The organism is Streptomyces sp. NPDC101237 (assembly GCF_044767465.1).
Taxonomy (GTDB): domain Bacteria; phylum Actinomycetota; class Actinomycetes; order Streptomycetales; family Streptomycetaceae; genus Streptomyces; species Streptomyces gramineus.
The window spans coordinates 15,706-29,983 of the sequence record NZ_JBIWNY010000007.1 but is presented as its reverse complement, the minus strand read 5'-3'; the positions used below and the strand labels follow the sequence as shown (position 1 = coordinate 29,983).

Here is a 14,278-nt window from a genome sequence, read left to right as displayed (position 1 = left end):
CGGAAACCCTACGCGGGCGCTACCGGAGCGGGAACGACCGGCCTCGCTCGGACTCCGGGCGCGGACCGTGGACCCGGCGTTCGCCCTCCTCGATCCGGACGTCGTTGATGCTGGCCTCGCGCCGGGTCATCAGGCCGTGGCCGTCGAACTCCCAGAGTTCGTTGCCGTAGGACCGCCACCACTGGCCGGACGCGTCGCGGCACTCGTACTGGAAGCGGACGGCGATGCGGTCGCCGTCGAAGGCCCACAGGTCCTTGCGGAGCGCGTAGTCGAGTTCCCGCTCCCACTTGGCGGTGAGGAACTCGACGATCTCGGCGCGGCCGGTGACGAAGGTGTCCCGGTTGCGCCAGACCGAGTCCTCGGAGTACGCGAGCGCCACGCGCTGCGGATCGCGGGTGTTCCAGGCGTCCTCGGCGGCCTGGACCTTCTGGAGGGCGGTCTCGTGGGTGAAGGGCGGCAGGGGCGGGCGGTCGGCCATGGTCTCCTCCTCAAGCGGAGAACGTGCGTTCTCCTGGTCGCTGCTAACCTAGGAGAACGCACGTTCTCACGTCAAGGAGCCATCAGAAGTGGTCATGGACAGCGCGGTCGCGCGGGAGCAGGCCCTGGACGCCGCCGAGCGGCTGTTCTACGGGCGCGGGGTGCAGTCCGTCGGCATGGACGACATACGCGGCGCCTCGGGAGTCTCCCTCAAACGCCTCTACCAGCTCTTCCCCGCCAAGGAGCAGCTCGTGGTGGCCTATCTGGAGCGCCGGGACGTGCGCTGGCGGCAGCGGCTCGCCGCGCACGTCGAGCGGCAGCCGGACCCCCGGGAGCGGCTGCTCGCGGTCTTCGACTGGCTGGCGGTGTGGTTCGGCGAGACGGACTTCCGGGGGTGCGCGTGGATCAACGCGTACGGCGAGCTGGGCGCCACCTCCGAACGGGTTACGGCGCTGGTGCGGGGCCACAAGCAGGCCTTCCGGGACTTCCTCGCCCGGCTGGTGGCCGACGCCGGACTGGACGCCGCGCTCACCGGGCCGCTGTTCCTGCTGGCCGAGGGGGCGATGGTGACCGCGGGCATCACCGGGAGCGCGGAGCCCGCGACCGAGGCCCGCGAGGCCGCCCGGGCCCTGCTGCGCGACCGCTGAGGCCGGACGTCCGCCGCCGGCCGCGCGAAGGCCGGCCGGCCGCGCCCGGCACCGGAGGGCGGCACACTCGCACGCGCACCGCCGGCCGCCGGGCGGGAGCGGCACCGCGGGGTCGTGGAGGCGTTCCCGGCCGCGCCCGGGGGCGTTGACCTGGGCCCGCCGCTCGGCCTGCCGGCACCGGACGCGGTCCGGCACGTCGGCCCCGCGACCCCGCCGCCCGGCACGTCGGCCGAGCCGCGGGGCGCCCGCGCGGCCGCCGAGGGCACGGTGCCGCCGCGCGGGCGGGCCCGGTCCGCCGCACCGCCGCCGGCCGGCGGCCTAGCCGGTCGGTTCCTTGACGGTGATGGCGTGCACCGGGCAGGCCCGGGCCGCCTCCTTGACCAGCGGGTCGCCGCCGCCGTCCTCCTTGCCGGGGATCAGGGTGCTGAAGCCGTCGTCGTCCTGGGTGAAGACGTTCGGGGCCGTCATGGCGCACTGCCCGGCTCCGATGCAGACGTTCGTGTCGATCTCGATGTGCATGGCAAAAGCCTCTTACCAGGTCACGGGGAGTTCCAGCATCCCCTGGATCGTGTCGCCGGGTTTGAAGGGAATCTTCTCCGGCGGCGCGGCCAGCCGCAGGTCGGGAAGGCGCTCCCACAGGGTGCGCAGGGCGATCTCCAGCTCGGTGCGGGCCAGGTTCTGGCCCAGGCACTGGTGGATGCCGAAGCCGAAGGCCACGTGGTGGCGGGTCGGACGGTGCCAGTCGATGGTGTCCGGCTCGTCGTACACGGACTCGTCGCGGTTGATGACGGAGGTCGCGAAGAGCACGCCGTCGCCCTTGCGGATGGTGGTGCCGGCCACCTCGATGTCCTCCAGGGCGACGCGCAGCAGCCCGTCGGCGATGGACAGCATCCGCATCAGTTCCTCGACGGCGGCGGGCACCAGCGCGGGATCGGCGCGCAGTTCCGCGAGCCGCTCGGGCTGCTGGAGCAGGGTGAAGGTGCCGAGCGAGATCATGTTGGCGGTGGTCTCGTGGCCGGCGACCAGCAGGATGAGGGCGAGCGCGACGACCTCGGAGCGGTTCAGGTCGCCCTCGCGCAGCCGCTCGTGGACGAGGTCGTCCAGGACGCCGTCGCCGGGCACCTCGTCCCGGCTCTTGCGGTCCGCCAGGTCGCCCAGGTAGGCCTCCAGCCGGTCGCGCGCGTCCAGCGAGTCGGCGGCCTCGGGGCCGCGCAGCAGCCGCCGGGACTGCGCCTCGAAGAACTCGTGATCGGCGTAGGGCACGCCGAGGAGATCGCAGATGACCATGGACGGCACCGGCAGCGCGAAGGCGCTCACCAGGTCGGCCGGGGGCCCCTGGGCGATCATCCGGTCGAGCAGTCCGTCGACGATCCGCTGGATGGCGGGCCGCATCCCGGTCGCCCGTTTCAGGGTGAAGTCCGGAATCAGCATGCGGCGCTGGATCTGGTGCTCGGGGTCGTCGAGGCCGAGCAGCGCGACCTGGCGGCGCTCCCGGGCCGCGGCGAACCGGGCGTTCGGCATCGGGAAGTCGTCCCGGCGGCGGTCGCTGGAGAGCCGCGGGTCGGAGAGCAGCGCGCGGGCCGCCCCGTGGCCGGTGACCGCCCAGGCGGTGCGGCCGTCGTAGAGGGTGACCCGGGACAGCGGGGTCCCGTCGCGCAGCGGGTCGTAGCCGGCCGGGGGGTGGTAGGGGCACGTGCGATCCTGCGGCCAGGCCACAGGATCGGCCGGGCGGGCCGCGGTAGTGGGTTCCGTCAGGTCCGTCAGTTCGTTCATGGAAGACCTCGCAGACGAATGTCGTACGTCGTGCCGATCTTCATTAGATGCCCGGGGCATCTATGGGACGACCGCAAGTTCGGCCAGATCGGTGATGCGGACGATCTGGCCGAACCGCACCCGGTCGGGGGACGATTCCGCGCCGAAAACGGCTTGCCGGCAGGACGAGGCGGACCACAGGATCTGCGCATGAACACTCCTGACGCCGTGGTGCCGCTGACCTTCGCGACCGTCGGTCGGGGCCGGGTCCGGCAGCAGCCGAGGCGTCCCCGGAGGCCCGGACCCGCGCGCCCGTGACGGCCGCGCTCGTCGCCGGCCTGCTCGCCGGGTACGGGATCGCCGTCCCGGTCGGCGCGGTCGGCACATATCTAGTGTCCCTCACGGCCCGCACGTCCCTGCGGACCGGCGCCTGCGCCGCACTCGGCGTCGCGAGCGCCGACGGCCTCTACGCCCTGCTCGCCGCGGTCGGCGGCGCCGCGCTGGCGGCGGCGCTGCTGCCCGTGCTCGGGCCGCTGCGCCTGGCCTCGGCGGCGGTCCTTGCGGGGCTCGCGGTGCGCGGCGCGGCGACGGCTCTGAGCCAGTACCGGAAGCGGTGGCTGCCGACGCGGACCGAGCGGCCGGTACCCGGTCCCGGACGGGCGTATCTCGGCCTGCTCGGGATCACGCTGCTCAACCCGACGACGATGGTCTACTTCGCGGCGTTGGTGGTCGGCTCGCGCTCCGCGGGGCCGGTGCGGCCGGCGGAGCAGGGCACCTTCGTCCTGGCCGCCTTCGTCGCGTCCGCGAGCTGGCAGCTGCTGCTCGCGGGCGGCGGCGCGCTGCTCGGCCGGAGCCTGACCGGCCACCGGGGACGCCTGGTCACCGCGTTGCTGTCGAGCTGCGTGATGCTGGGACTCGCGGTCCGTACGGTGCTGTCGCCCGGCTGAGGCCGCCGGGTCCCGGTCGGGGCGCGGAGGCGCCGTCGACGGCCGGGCCGTCCGCGGGCACGCGACGCCGTAGGACGAGGCCGTCCCCTGCGGTGCGGGGCGGGGCGCAGCCTGGCGTGATACGAGCGTCCGGTGGGTCGCGCGGTTCGCCGGTTCTCGCCGGGCGCCCCCGCGGGGTCGCCTTCGACCGGCACCCGCGGACGGCCCTGGGGGTGGGACTGTCTCCGGTGCCGGTCCTGACGGTGTGTCCACGACTGTGCGCGTGCCGTGCGGTACGTGCGATGACCAAGGAAGTGAGGAGGGCTCGGTGTCGTGTGGATGATCCGGAGCGCTCGCGGTGTTGAATCGTGCCGTCAGTCTTGGAAGCGACGAGGGGACGGACCTCATGCCTCTTGAGGGCGAGTACGAGCCCAGCCCGACGGCCTGGGTACGCGAGCAGGTCGAGCTGTACGAGAGCTCCGGCGGGACGCAGGGCACGACCCTGATGGACACCGGATTGCCCGTCATCGTGCTGACCACCCTGGGGGTGAAGAGCGGGAAGATCCGCAAGACGCCGCTGATGCGGGTGGAGCACGACGGGAAGTACGCGGTGGTCGCCTCGCAGGGCGGAGCGGCGAAGAACCCGGTCTGGTACTACAACGTGAAGTCGCAGCCGCTGGTGGAGCTCCAGGACGGGCCGGTCCGGCAGGACATGACCGCCCGTGAGATCACCGGGGCGGAGAAGGACGAGTGGTGGGACCGGGCGGTCGCCGCCTATCCGCCCTACGCCGAGTACCAGAAGAAGACCGACCGGGAGATCCCGGTGTTCGTGCTGGAGCCGCACGGGGGGAACTGACGGTTCCGGGAATCCTTTCCGGCCGGGGAACGTCGGAATCTAGAAAAATCTGTTTCCCGGAGGCATGGACCGGCGTCGTGCCGGGCAGCGGAATGTCAGGCCCCGCCGCGTTCCCCCGTCGCGGCGGGGCTTTCCGTCGCCTCCCGCGCCATGCGGTCGGTCACGTCGAGGAAGATCTGGTCGGTCTCGCCGAACTCCTCGTCCAGGGACCGCTTGATGCGCACCAGCACGTCCTCGACCTCCTCGCTGTCCAGACCGGGCACCAGGTCGACGCGGGCCGCGACCAGGGTCGCGTCGAGGCCGAGCTTCATCGTGTACAGCGCCTCCACGCTGTCGATCTCGGGCTCCTCGGCCAGCCGCTCGCGGATTCTGCCGCTCAGCTCCGGGTCCGCCGCCTCCCCGATCAGCTGGGCGCGGGCGTCGGCGCCCAGCCGGTAGGCCACGAAGACCAGCAGGACGCCGATGGCCAGGGAGGCCGAGGCCTCCCAGACGACCTGCCCGGTGACCATGTGCAGGGCCATGCCGGCCATCGCGAACAGCACGCCGAGCACCGCGGTGCCGTCCTCGGCGACGACCGTGCGCAGCGCCGGGTCCTTCAGCCCCCGGTCCTCACCGCGGGCCTGGTGCAGCGCCCTGAACAGCGAGGCGCCCTCGGCCACCAGGGCGACGGCCAGCACGATAAGGCCCGCCACGTACCCGCTGTGCGTCTCGTCCGCGCCGTTGCGCAGCGCCTCCACGCCCTGGAAGACGGAGAAGCAGCCGCCCATGACGAAGATCCCGACGGCCGCCAGCAGGGACCAGAAGAAACGCTCCTTGCCGTAGCCGAAGGGGTGCCTCTCGTCCGGCGGGCGGCGGCTGCGGCGCAGGGCCGCCAGCAGGAACACCTCGTTGAGGCTGTCGGCGACGGAGTGCGCCGCCTCGGACAGCAGCGCGGGCGACCCCGCCACCACTCCCCCGACGGCCTTGGCCGCGGCGATCACCAGGTTGGCGGCGAGCGCCACGAAGACGGTCAGCCGGGTGCTGCGGTCGGCGTTCGACCGCCCCGCGGACCCCTGCGCCCGGTCGCCCGCGTGTTCCTGCCGCTGTTCTTTCGACGTAGTCCCACTCACGTCGGCCGACTGCCCCGGCCCGGCCCGATCACACCGTGCGCGCGGCGCGAATCGGGGAACATCGGCAAACACAGCGTATCGGGCACGCAGAGGAGTCGGCATGAGCGACGAAGGCGGCAACACCTCGCTGGGACGCAGGGCGTTCTCGCGGTCCCGCAGTCACTTCGCGGACCGGATCACGGCGGACGGCCGGGACGGCTGGCCGGTCGAGGCCGGGCGTTACCGGCTGGTGGTCAGCCGTGCCTGTCCGTGGGCGAGCCGGGCGCTGGTCTCCCGGCGGCTGCTCGGCCTGGAAAGCGCCCTGTCGCTGGCCGTCACCGATCCGGTCCAGGACGACCGCAGCTGGCGCTTCACCCTCGATCCCGACGACCGTGACCCGGTGCTCGGCATCCGCTTCCTCAGCGAGGCCTACGACCGCAGGGAGACCGGCTACCCGGGCGGTGTGAGCGTGCCCGCGATCGTGGACGTGCCGAGCGGGCGGCTGGTCACCAACGACTACCAGCAGCTGACCCTGGACCTGGCCACCGAGTGGACGTCGCTGCACCGGGACGGGGCACCGGACCTGTATCCGGCCCGGCACCGGGACGAGATCGACGCGGTGACGGACGAGATCTACGAGGACGTCAACAACGGTGTCTACCGGGCCGGGTTCGCGCACGAGCAGAAGGTGTACGAGGAGGCCTGCACGGCGGTGTTCCGGCGGCTCGGCCTGCTCGCCGAACGGCTGGCCGGGCGCCGCTACCTGGTCGGCGACACGATCACGGAGGCGGACATCCGGCTGTTCACCACGCTGGTGCGGTTCGACGCCGTGTACCACGGCCACTTCAAGTGCAATCTCTGGAAGGTGACGGAGAACCCGGTGCTGTGGGCGTACGCGAGGGATCTCTACCAGACGCCGGGATTCGGTGACACCGTCGACTTCGACCACATCAAGCGGCACTACTACCAGGTGCACACCGGCATCAACCCCACCCGTATCGTACCTCTCGGCCCGGATCCCGCCGGGTGGCTGACGCCCCATCACCGGGAGCAGCTGGGCGGTCGGCCCTTCGGGGACGGCACGCCGCCCGGCCCGGTGCCGGCGGCCGAGCGGATCCCGGTCGCGGGGCGGCCCTGACAACGCGGAGGCAGGCATGGCCAAACGCAGGAAGAAGCAGAAGCTCCCTCTCGTCTACGCACCGGTCGGCTTCGTGCTGAGCTGGGCCGGCGGAGCGCTGGGCGCTCTGGCCTTCCGCCGGACCTGGATGGCGCTGCGCGGCGAGGAGGACGCGCCGGACGCCCTGGACCGTGACCGCGGCTGGGGCGAGGTGCTGCTGGCCGCGGCGCTCCAGGGCGCCGTCTTCGCGGTGGTGCGCAGTGCCGTGGACCGCACCGGCGCCACCGCCATCGAGCGGTCCACCGGGACGTGGCCGGCGACCCGCAAGGGCGGCCGGGACTGAAGGGGTTCAGCCCTGCTTGGGTGCCGTGGACGGTACCAGGCGCAGGGTGAAGGAGTGTCCGGCCGGGTCGGCGTACCCCCGCTCCTCGTACGGCCCGGCCGCGTCCTTCGTCTCGATCGGCCGGCCGCCGAGGCCGACCACCCGCAGCTCGGCCTCGTCGAGGTCCTCGACCAGGAAGTCGAGGTGCGCCTGGAGCGAGTTCTCGGGCCGCGGCCAGCTCGGCGGGGTCGCGTTGACGTCGCGCCGGAAGGCGATCCGGAAGCCGCCGGCGGTGCGGATCTCGACCAGGTTGGCCGACGCCTCGCCGTCCTGGCCATCCAGCAACTCCCGGTAGAAGACCGCGAGTTTCTCGGGTTCGGCGCAGTCGAGCACCACGACGGCCGCATTCACCAGTGCCATTTTTCCTCCCTGGACGGATCCTTGGAGTGCGGATGTCCCCGGCCGCCGGATTCAGTCCCGGACGCGCGTGCGGGCGAGGCGGGCCTCGGCCGCCGTGAGGAGCAGTTCCAGGGCGGCCGGGTAGGAGCTGTCCCGCATCGAGGCCACGAGATGGCGGGCGGTGGCCGCGATGTGCGGGTGGGTGTCGGCGGGCAGCCGGGCGTAGGTCGCCTTCCACACGTCCGCCTCGGCCTCGCGGGCGGCCGCGGGCAGCGCCGTGTTGGCCGAGTCGAGGGCGCTGTAGGCCAGGGCCTGGTCGACGAAGGCGTGGTAGACGCGGACCGCTTCCGCGTCCGGGAAACCGGCGTCGCGCAGCACCCCGAGGATGGTCTCGACGGCCTGGATCTCGTACCTCCGCCCGGTCACCCGGTGCGCGCTGAGCACCGCCGCCCGGGGATGGGCGAGCGCTCCCGCGTGCATGCGCAGGCCCAGGTCGCGCAGGTCGGCGCGCCAGTCGCCGGTGGGCCGCCAGGCGTGCAGCGTACGGCCGATCAGCTCGTCGGCGACGGCCAGCATCAGGTCGTCGGTGTGCCGGAAGTAGCGGTAGAGCGAACTGGGGTCGGCGCCCAGGGCGCGGCCGAGGCGGCGCACCGACAGGGCCTCGGCGCCGTGCTCCTCGATCAACCGCAGCGCGGTCTCGACGATCAGTTCCTCGGAGAGGACCACGCCCTGTCTGGTGGGGCGTCTGCGCCGCCGGTCGGCGGCCGGGACGACTCGTTCGCTCATGCGGGCTCCCTTCCTGGCGGCGACCTTATGACAACACCGTTGACCTGTGAAGTGCACCGGCAGTTTCATGTCCGGTCACCGGGGCCGACCAGGTCCGGCCCCCAGGTGCGAGCGGAGTTCCGGCCATGCCCGACAAGCCCTACACAGTCGACCCCCCTGAGTTGCGCAAGTCCCTCGGCGTCCTGGACGGCGTCGCGGTCGCCGCGTCCAGCACGGCCGCGACCACCAGCATCGGCATCGGCCTCGGGGTGACGGCCGGGGTGGTCGGGCTGCACCTGCCGGCCATCATGCTGCTGGCGTTCCTGCCGGTGCTCGGCATCGCGGGGGCCTACTCCCGCCTGAACCGGGTGGAGCCGAACGCGGGCAACGGCTACGTGTGGGTGGGCCGTTCGCTCAATCCGTGGCTCGGCTTCATGGTCGGCTGGGTGAACATCGTGGCCACGGTGGCCTTCCTCGCGTACACCACGGCGGTGACCGGCTCGGCGATGCTCCAGCTGGCGGGCGAGGCCGGGATGCACCGCGTCGGCGGCCTCGTCCTGGACCCCGGTTCGACGGCGCAGACCACGGCCGTCGGCATCGTCGTGCTGGTCGCGGTCACCCTCACCGCGGTGACCGGCATCCGCACCGCGGCCCGGCTCCAGACCGGGCTGCTGGTCTTCGAGTACGTGGTGCTGCTCGGCTTCTGCGGCTACGGCATCATCACCGGACCGCATCCCTTCAGCCTGAGCTGGTTCGACCCGTTCGCGATCCCCTCCGCGACGGCGCTGGCGCAGGGGCTGCTCCTCTCGGTGTTCTGCTACTGGGGCTTCGAGGCCGCGTTCAGCGTCAACGAGGAGGTCCGTGAGCCGCGGGACGCCTCCCGGGCCGGGCTGATCACTCTGGTGACCATGCTGGGCCTGTTCCTGCTGGGCTCGGTGGCGTTCCAGCGCGTCCTCTCGGAGCGGGAGCTGGCCGGGCACGGGGCCGAGGGGCTGGCGTTCTTCGGCGACCGGCTCGCCGCCCAGCCGTGGGCGGCGCTGCCGCTGGTGGCGCTGATGTTCTCGGCGATGGCCTCGCTCCAGGCCGGGGTGATCCCGACGGCGCGCGGCATGTTCGCGATGAGCCGGGACCGGACCCTCGGGCCGGTCTGGGCCCGGGTCAGTCCGCGCTACGGCACTCCGGCGGCCGGCACCCTGCTCATCGGCGCCGCGGCCACGGCGGTCGCCGTGCTGGCCCTGGTGATCCCGAGGCTCGCCGACATGATCATGGCGACGGTGAACGCGGTCGGCATCGTCGTCGCCCTGTCGTACGCGCTCACCGCGCTGGCCGCCGCCGTGCGCTTCCGGGCGCTGCTGCGCGAGGACTGGCGCCAGGGCGTCCGGGCGGTGGTGCTGCCGACGCTGAGCGCCTGCGCGCTGCTGGGCCTGGGCGGCTACCTCGGCTGGTCCTTCTACACCTCCGCCGACCACTTCGAGGTCAGCGCGGACAACGGCTGGTTCCTGCTGACCACCCCGCTGGCGATGATCGCGTCCGGGTTCGTCGCGGCCGGGTGGGCGAAGTACGTGCGCCGCTCCCCGTACTTCCGCACCGGAGCGGGCACGGACGCCGACGCACCCCAGCTGCTCACCACCAACTGAGGAAAAGGAACGATGTACGCAGATCTGCTCTTCACCGGCGGTCCCGTCCTCACCCCCGAGGGCCCCGCGGACCGTGCCGTCGCCGTCACCGGTGAGTACATCACCGCCGTCGGACCCGCCGGGGAACTGCGCGAGCTGGCCGGGCCGCGCACCGAGGTGGTCGATCTCGCCGGACGGCTGCTGCTGCCCGGTTTCCAGGACGCGCACGTCCATCCGCTGCCGGCGGGCCTGGAGCTGAGCCAGTGCGACCTGACCGGGCTGCGGACCGCCGAGGAGTCCGTGGCCGCCGTCCGCGCCTACGCCGAGGCGCATCCGGAGCGGGCGTGGATCCTGGGCGGCGGCTGGTCCATGGAGGCGTTCGAGGGCGGCACCCCGACCCGTGAGCTGCTGGACGCCGCCGTACCGGACCGCCCGGTGTACCTGCCGAACCGGGACCATCACGGGGCCTGGGTCAACAGCCGCGCCCTGGAGCTGGCCGGGATCGACCGGGACACGCCGGATCCGGCCGACGGGCGGATCGAGCGGGACGCGTCCGGCGCGCCGAGCGGCACGCTCCAGGAGGGCGCGATGCAGCTGGTCGGCCGTCTCGCGCCGCCCGCCACACCGGCGGACCGGCTGGCGGCCCTGCTGCACGCCCAGCGGTACCTGCACGCGCTGGGCATCACGGCCTGGCAGGACGCGCTGGTCGGTGACTTCCTCGGCATGGACGACCCCGCGCAGGCCTACCTGACGGCGGCCCGGGACGGTTCGCTGACCGCGCGGGTCGTCGGCGCGCTGTGGTGGGACCGGGAGCGCGGCGCCGAGCAGATACCCGAACTCGTCGAGCGGCGGGCCGCGTCGAGCCACGGCCGGTTCCGGGCGGGCTCGGTGAAGCTCATGCTCGACGGGGTCGCCGAGAACGGCACGGCCGCGCTCCTGGACCCCTACCTCGACACGTGCGGCTGCGCCACGGCCAACCGCGGCAAGAGCTTCATCGACCCGGCGCGCCTGCCCGCCTACGTCACCGAGCTGGACGCGCTGGGCTTCCAGTGCCACTTCCACGCGCTGGGCGACCGTGCCGTACGGGACGCGCTGGACGCCGTGGCGGCGGCGCGCGCCGCCAACGGGCCCAGCGACACCCGGCCCCACCTGGCGCACCTCCAGGTGGTGCACCCCGCGGACGTGCCGCGGTTCGCCGGGCTCGGTGCCACCGCGAACATCCAGGCGCTGTGGGCCGCGCACGAACCGCAGATGGACGAGCTGACGATCCCCTTCCTGGGATCCGAACGGGCCACCTGGCAGTACCCGTTCGGCTCGCTGCTGCGCTCCGGGGCACGGCTCGCGGCCGGCAGCGACTGGCCGGTCAGCAGCCCCGACCCGCTCCAGGGCATCCATGTCGCGGTGAACCGCGTCGAACCGGGCGGCAGCGCGCCGGTGTTCCTGGCCGGGGAGCGGATCGGGCTCCGGGACGCGTTCACCGCCTACACGGCGGGATCGGCGTACGTGAACCACCTCGACGACACCGGCCGGGTGGCCGTCGGGGCGCTCGCGGACCTGGTGGTGCTGGACCGCGATCCGTTCGCCGGCGCTCCTGAGGAGATCGCGGACGCTCGCGTGACGCACACCTACGTGGGAGGCACCGCGGTGTACACGGCCCGGGAGGGCTGAGCGCGGCCGCTCAGACGTCGAACTCGACGGGCAGGCCGTCCAGTCGGGACTCCCAGGCGGAGGCCGTCGAGGTGAGGTCGCCGGCCGGGACCGCGAGGCGCAGTCCCGGCAGCCGGTGCAGCAGGACGTGCACGGCCGTCTCGACGATGCCCAGGGCGATGTTCTGTCCCGGGCACTCGTGCGGTCCGGCGCCGAACGCCAGGTGCGCGTGGTTGCCGGCCAGGGAGACCCCGGAGTCCGGGCGTATCGAGGGGTCCCGGTTGCCGGCCGCCAGGCCGAGCAGCAGCAGGTCGCCCTCCTGGATCCGCTGCTCGCCGAGTTCCAGGTCGCCGGTGGCGAACCGGCCGGGCAGGACGGCGAGCGGCGGGGAGTCCCACATCACCTCCTCCACCACCGAGGTGATGTCCAGCTCCCCGCCGACCAGCCCGGAGTGCACCCCGGGGTCGGTGAGGACCGCCTCCAGCACGCGGGCCAGCAGGTCGCCGGTGGCGGTGTGGGCCGTGACCAGCACCGACCGCAGGAGCTGGACGGTCTCGTCCTCGTCCAGGTCCGCGGGATGGGCGATGAGCCCGGTGGCGAAGTCGGCGCCGGGCTCCGCCCGCTTGCGGGCGACGAGCCCGGCGAGGACGCCCTCGATCCGCTCGTCGTGCGCGACGGCGTCCGGACCGCCCTCGCCGGCCTGTGCGCAGGACTCGGCGAGGACGCGTCCCTCGTTCCCGGTGAGCCCGAGGACGCGGGTGAGCACCAGCATCGGCAGGTCCGCGGCGAAGTCCGCCACCAGGTCGGCCCGGCCGGCGTCCGCGAAGGCGTCGATCCGCCGGCCGGCGAAGTGCGTGACATGGCGTCGGATCCCGCGCCCCGCCGCCGCCAGCAGGTTGTCGGTGACCGCGGCGCGCAGCCTGCGGTGCGGTTCGCCGTCCTGGCGGACGCCGTCGGGGCGGCCCACCCGTCGCGCCAGCGGCGAGTCCTCCGCGATCCGGCCCTCCCGCCGCTCCCGCCAGATGCGGGGGTCCCGGCCGAACTGGAGCGGGTTCTCCAGCACCCGCCGGATCTCCCGGTAGCCGAGCACCAGCCAGGCGGGGACGTCGCCGTCCACCAGGACCGGGGCGACGGCACCGTACCGTTCGCGCAGCCGGGCGTGGACGGCGTGCGGGTCGCCGGTCGCGTCGGGTCCGTGGAGGCGGGTGACGTCCGTGCCGTGGGCGACCGGGCAGCCGCCGGCGGCCCGCGGACCGTACGGCGGTGTGGTCATCGGGGCTCCAGGGCTGCGCGCGGGCGGTCCCGGAGGTGTTCGACGAGCGCGACGAGCACGTCACGGCTGGAGGCGCGGTCGCGGGCGTCGAAGGCCACGACCGGGATGTGCGCGGCGATGTCGAGGGCGTCCCGGATCTCTTCGACGGGATGCTCCCTGGCGTCGGGGAACATGTTCAGGGCGACGACGAAGGGCACGTCCTGCCGCTCCATCTCCTCGATCGCCCGGAAGCTGGAGGACAGCCGCCGGGTGTCCACCAGGACGACCGCGCCGAGCGCGCCCTTGAACAGGCCGTTCCACAGGAACCAGAACCGCTCCTGTCCCGGGGTGCCGAACAGGTAGAGCACCAGGCTGTCGTTGAGGCCGATCTTGCCGAAGTCGAGGCTGACGGTGGTCTCGGCCTTGTCCGCGACACCGACGAGGTGGTCGACGGCGGCGCCGGCCCGGGTGAGGGTCTCCTCGGTGGTCAGCGGCCGGATGTCGCTGACGGAGCCGACCATGGTGGTCTTCCCCGTGCCGAACCCGCCGGCGATCATCACCTTGACCGAGCGGGTCCCGCCGGTGTCGGCGTCACCGGGCCGCTCAAATCCCTTCCAGTCCACTGAGTACCTCCTGGAGCAGCGCGAGGTCCGGGCCGCGTCCGGCGCGGTGTGCCGGGATCGGGTCGCGGACCTCGATCCGGTCCGCGTCGAGCAGGTCGGACAGCAGCACCGCGACGATGTTGAAGGGCAGTCCGAGATGGGCGCCGAGTTCGGCCACCGACAGCGGTTCACGGCAGCGCCGGAGTATCTCCTCGTGCTCGTACTGCATCCCCGGCGCGGGGGCCGTGCGGGAGACGACGAGGGTCGCCACGTCGAGGCTCGCCGCCGCTGCGCCCGGCCCGCTGCGTCCGCCCGTGAGGACGTAATAGCGTTCGAGCCCGTGCGGGTCCCTGCTGCCCGAGCGGGGCCCGGGGTCCGCCGGCCGGCCGGGAGCGCTCATCCAGAGCGCTCATCCAGGCGCCGAGAGGTGCCGAGCAGTTCGCCCATCCGCCGGGAGACGTCCCGCATCTGGTGCCCGAGCAGCCCCTGGTCGAGGCCTTCGCGGGCGAGGACCCCGAGATACGTCTCCACACCGGCCCGTACGACGAAGAGGTGACCGCCGTCGACCTCGATCATCGCCAGCCGCAACTGCCCGGCGTACCGGGGGAACTGCTCGGCCACCGGCAGGGCGAGGGCCTGCAGTCCGGCCACCACGGCGGCGAAGCGGTCCACGTCGTCGGGGTCGTCGGCGCCGAAGGAGGTGATGGCCTTGCCGTCGCTGGAGGCCACGAGCGCGAAGCGGATCTCCGGGATGCTCTCCACCAGGTCGCGGAGCGCCCAGCTCACGTCGGTTCCCTGTTGCGTCATGTGAA

At 73.1% G+C, this 14,278-nt stretch carries 17 protein-coding genes; 7 read left to right on the top strand and 10 right to left on the bottom strand.

Features of this window, described 5'->3' with window-relative positions:
- Window positions 1–19: 19 nt before the first annotated feature.
- Window positions 20–478 carry a nuclear transport factor 2 family protein gene (locus tag ACIRQ9_RS13190; protein WP_404171046.1) on the bottom strand — a complete coding sequence of 153 codons (459 nt, stop codon included), beginning with the start codon at window positions 476–478 and terminating at the stop codon, window positions 20–22.
- A gap of 94 nt (window positions 479–572) precedes the next feature.
- Here ACIRQ9_RS13190 and ACIRQ9_RS13185 point away from each other — a divergent pair, with 94 nt between their 5' ends.
- On the top strand, window positions 573–1,124 hold the full coding sequence (locus ACIRQ9_RS13185; RefSeq protein ID WP_404171043.1) for a TetR/AcrR family transcriptional regulator: 552 nt from the start codon (window positions 573–575) through the stop codon (window positions 1,122–1,124).
- A 318-nt stretch (window positions 1,125–1,442) separates the two neighbouring features.
- On the opposite strand, the gene ACIRQ9_RS13180 is transcribed toward ACIRQ9_RS13185, so the two are convergent.
- The gene (locus ACIRQ9_RS13180) at window positions 1,443–1,643 is read right to left on the bottom strand and encodes a ferredoxin (RefSeq protein WP_404171040.1); all 201 of its coding nucleotides are present in this window, start codon (window positions 1,641–1,643) and stop codon (window positions 1,443–1,445) included.
- 12 nt (window positions 1,644–1,655) lie between these two features.
- On the bottom strand, window positions 1,656–2,897 hold the full coding sequence (locus ACIRQ9_RS13175; RefSeq protein ID WP_404171037.1) for a cytochrome P450: 1,242 nt from the start codon (window positions 2,895–2,897) through the stop codon (window positions 1,656–1,658).
- A 293-nt stretch (window positions 2,898–3,190) separates the two neighbouring features.
- On the opposite strand from ACIRQ9_RS13175, the gene ACIRQ9_RS13170 reads away from it, so the two are divergent.
- Window positions 3,191–3,823: a LysE family transporter gene (locus tag ACIRQ9_RS13170; protein ID WP_404171034.1), complete on the top strand. Its 633-nt coding sequence runs from the start codon at window positions 3,191–3,193 to the stop codon at window positions 3,821–3,823.
- Between the two features lie 385 nt (window positions 3,824–4,208).
- The gene (locus tag ACIRQ9_RS13165; RefSeq protein WP_404171031.1) at window positions 4,209–4,658 is read left to right on the top strand and encodes a nitroreductase family deazaflavin-dependent oxidoreductase; all 450 of its coding nucleotides are present in this window, start codon (window positions 4,209–4,211) and stop codon (window positions 4,656–4,658) included.
- A gap of 95 nt (window positions 4,659–4,753) precedes the next feature.
- Here ACIRQ9_RS13165 and ACIRQ9_RS13160 read toward each other — a convergent pair whose 3' ends face one another.
- Window positions 4,754–5,767 (bottom strand): cation diffusion facilitator family transporter, encoded by a 1,014-nt coding sequence (locus ACIRQ9_RS13160; RefSeq protein ID WP_404171028.1) that lies wholly within the window; start codon window positions 5,765–5,767, stop codon window positions 4,754–4,756.
- Window positions 5,768–5,867: 100 nt separating this feature from the next.
- On the opposite strand from ACIRQ9_RS13160, the gene ACIRQ9_RS13155 reads away from it, so the two are divergent.
- Together ACIRQ9_RS13155 and ACIRQ9_RS13150 are read left to right on the top strand one after the other, a co-directional pair.
- Window positions 5,868–6,884 carry a glutathione S-transferase family protein gene (locus tag ACIRQ9_RS13155; protein ID WP_404171025.1) on the top strand — a complete coding sequence of 339 codons (1,017 nt, stop codon included), beginning with the start codon at window positions 5,868–5,870 and terminating at the stop codon, window positions 6,882–6,884.
- 16 nt (window positions 6,885–6,900) lie between these two features.
- Complete coding sequence (locus ACIRQ9_RS13150) at window positions 6,901–7,206, top strand: DUF4235 domain-containing protein (RefSeq protein WP_404171022.1); 306 nt, start codon at window positions 6,901–6,903, stop codon at window positions 7,204–7,206.
- A gap of 6 nt (window positions 7,207–7,212) precedes the next feature.
- On the opposite strand, the gene ACIRQ9_RS13145 is transcribed toward ACIRQ9_RS13150, so the two are convergent.
- A complete protein-coding gene (locus tag ACIRQ9_RS13145) occupies window positions 7,213–7,605 on the bottom strand; it encodes a VOC family protein (protein ID WP_404171019.1) in 393 nt (130 codons plus the stop codon).
- A 51-nt stretch (window positions 7,606–7,656) separates the two neighbouring features.
- The gene (locus ACIRQ9_RS13140; RefSeq protein WP_404171016.1) at window positions 7,657–8,370 is read right to left on the bottom strand and encodes a TetR/AcrR family transcriptional regulator; all 714 of its coding nucleotides are present in this window, start codon (window positions 8,368–8,370) and stop codon (window positions 7,657–7,659) included.
- Between the two features lie 125 nt (window positions 8,371–8,495).
- On the opposite strand from ACIRQ9_RS13140, the gene ACIRQ9_RS13135 reads away from it, so the two are divergent.
- Both ACIRQ9_RS13135 and ACIRQ9_RS13130 read left to right on the top strand, forming a co-directional pair.
- Complete coding sequence (locus ACIRQ9_RS13135) at window positions 8,496–9,986, top strand: APC family permease (protein WP_404171013.1); 1,491 nt, start codon at window positions 8,496–8,498, stop codon at window positions 9,984–9,986.
- A gap of 12 nt (window positions 9,987–9,998) precedes the next feature.
- Window positions 9,999–11,633, top strand: a complete 1,635-nt coding sequence (locus ACIRQ9_RS13130; protein ID WP_404171010.1) for an amidohydrolase — start codon at window positions 9,999–10,001, stop codon at window positions 11,631–11,633.
- 10 nt (window positions 11,634–11,643) lie between these two features.
- On the opposite strand, the gene ACIRQ9_RS13125 is transcribed toward ACIRQ9_RS13130, so the two are convergent.
- From ACIRQ9_RS13125 to ACIRQ9_RS13110, 4 genes are read right to left on the bottom strand one after another with little or no spacing between them, the layout of a single operon-like run.
- The gene (locus tag ACIRQ9_RS13125) at window positions 11,644–12,885 is read right to left on the bottom strand and encodes a cytochrome P450 (RefSeq protein ID WP_404171007.1); all 1,242 of its coding nucleotides are present in this window, start codon (window positions 12,883–12,885) and stop codon (window positions 11,644–11,646) included.
- Complete coding sequence (locus tag ACIRQ9_RS13120) at window positions 12,882–13,487, bottom strand: GTP-binding protein (RefSeq protein WP_404171004.1); 606 nt, start codon at window positions 13,485–13,487, stop codon at window positions 12,882–12,884. The genes ACIRQ9_RS13125 and ACIRQ9_RS13120 overlap by 4 nt, the downstream gene beginning before the upstream one ends.
- Window positions 13,468–13,866, bottom strand: a complete 399-nt coding sequence (locus ACIRQ9_RS13115) for a DUF742 domain-containing protein (protein ID WP_404171001.1) — start codon at window positions 13,864–13,866, stop codon at window positions 13,468–13,470. The genes ACIRQ9_RS13120 and ACIRQ9_RS13115 overlap by 20 nt, the downstream gene beginning before the upstream one ends.
- Window positions 13,863–14,273, bottom strand: a complete 411-nt coding sequence (locus ACIRQ9_RS13110; protein WP_404170999.1) for a roadblock/LC7 domain-containing protein — start codon at window positions 14,271–14,273, stop codon at window positions 13,863–13,865. Before ACIRQ9_RS13110 ends, ACIRQ9_RS13115 begins: the two co-directional genes overlap by 4 nt.
- Window positions 14,274–14,278: the final 5 nt, after the last annotated feature.

Bases quoted from the DNA above. Each gene is read 5' to 3' on its own strand.
- ACIRQ9_RS13165 (WP_404171031.1), top strand. From the start codon at position 4,209: ATGCCTCTTGAGGGCGAGTACGAGCCCAGCCCGACGGCCTGGGTACGC.
- ACIRQ9_RS13125 (WP_404171007.1), bottom strand. From the start codon at position 12,885: ATGACCACACCGCCGTACGGTCCGCGGGCCGCCGGCGGCTGCCCGGTC.
- ACIRQ9_RS13185 (WP_404171043.1), top strand. From the start codon at position 573: ATGGACAGCGCGGTCGCGCGGGAGCAGGCCCTGGACGCCGCCGAGCGG.
- ACIRQ9_RS13190 (WP_404171046.1), bottom strand. From the start codon at position 478: ATGGCCGACCGCCCGCCCCTGCCGCCCTTCACCCACGAGACCGCCCTC.
- ACIRQ9_RS13175 (WP_404171037.1), bottom strand. From the start codon at position 2,897: ATGAACGAACTGACGGACCTGACGGAACCCACTACCGCGGCCCGCCCG.
- ACIRQ9_RS13145 (WP_404171019.1), bottom strand. From the start codon at position 7,605: ATGGCACTGGTGAATGCGGCCGTCGTGGTGCTCGACTGCGCCGAACCC.
- ACIRQ9_RS13115 (WP_404171001.1), bottom strand. From the start codon at position 13,866: ATGAGCGCTCCCGGCCGGCCGGCGGACCCCGGGCCCCGCTCGGGCAGC.
- ACIRQ9_RS13130 (WP_404171010.1), top strand. From the start codon at position 9,999: ATGTACGCAGATCTGCTCTTCACCGGCGGTCCCGTCCTCACCCCCGAG.
- ACIRQ9_RS13180 (WP_404171040.1), bottom strand. From the start codon at position 1,643: ATGCACATCGAGATCGACACGAACGTCTGCATCGGAGCCGGGCAGTGC.
- ACIRQ9_RS13110 (WP_404170999.1), bottom strand. From the start codon at position 14,273: ATGACGCAACAGGGAACCGACGTGAGCTGGGCGCTCCGCGACCTGGTG.
- ACIRQ9_RS13135 (WP_404171013.1), top strand. From the start codon at position 8,496: ATGCCCGACAAGCCCTACACAGTCGACCCCCCTGAGTTGCGCAAGTCC.
- ACIRQ9_RS13155 (WP_404171025.1), top strand. From the start codon at position 5,868: ATGAGCGACGAAGGCGGCAACACCTCGCTGGGACGCAGGGCGTTCTCG.
- ACIRQ9_RS13140 (WP_404171016.1), bottom strand. From the start codon at position 8,370: ATGAGCGAACGAGTCGTCCCGGCCGCCGACCGGCGGCGCAGACGCCCC.
- ACIRQ9_RS13150 (WP_404171022.1), top strand. From the start codon at position 6,901: ATGGCCAAACGCAGGAAGAAGCAGAAGCTCCCTCTCGTCTACGCACCG.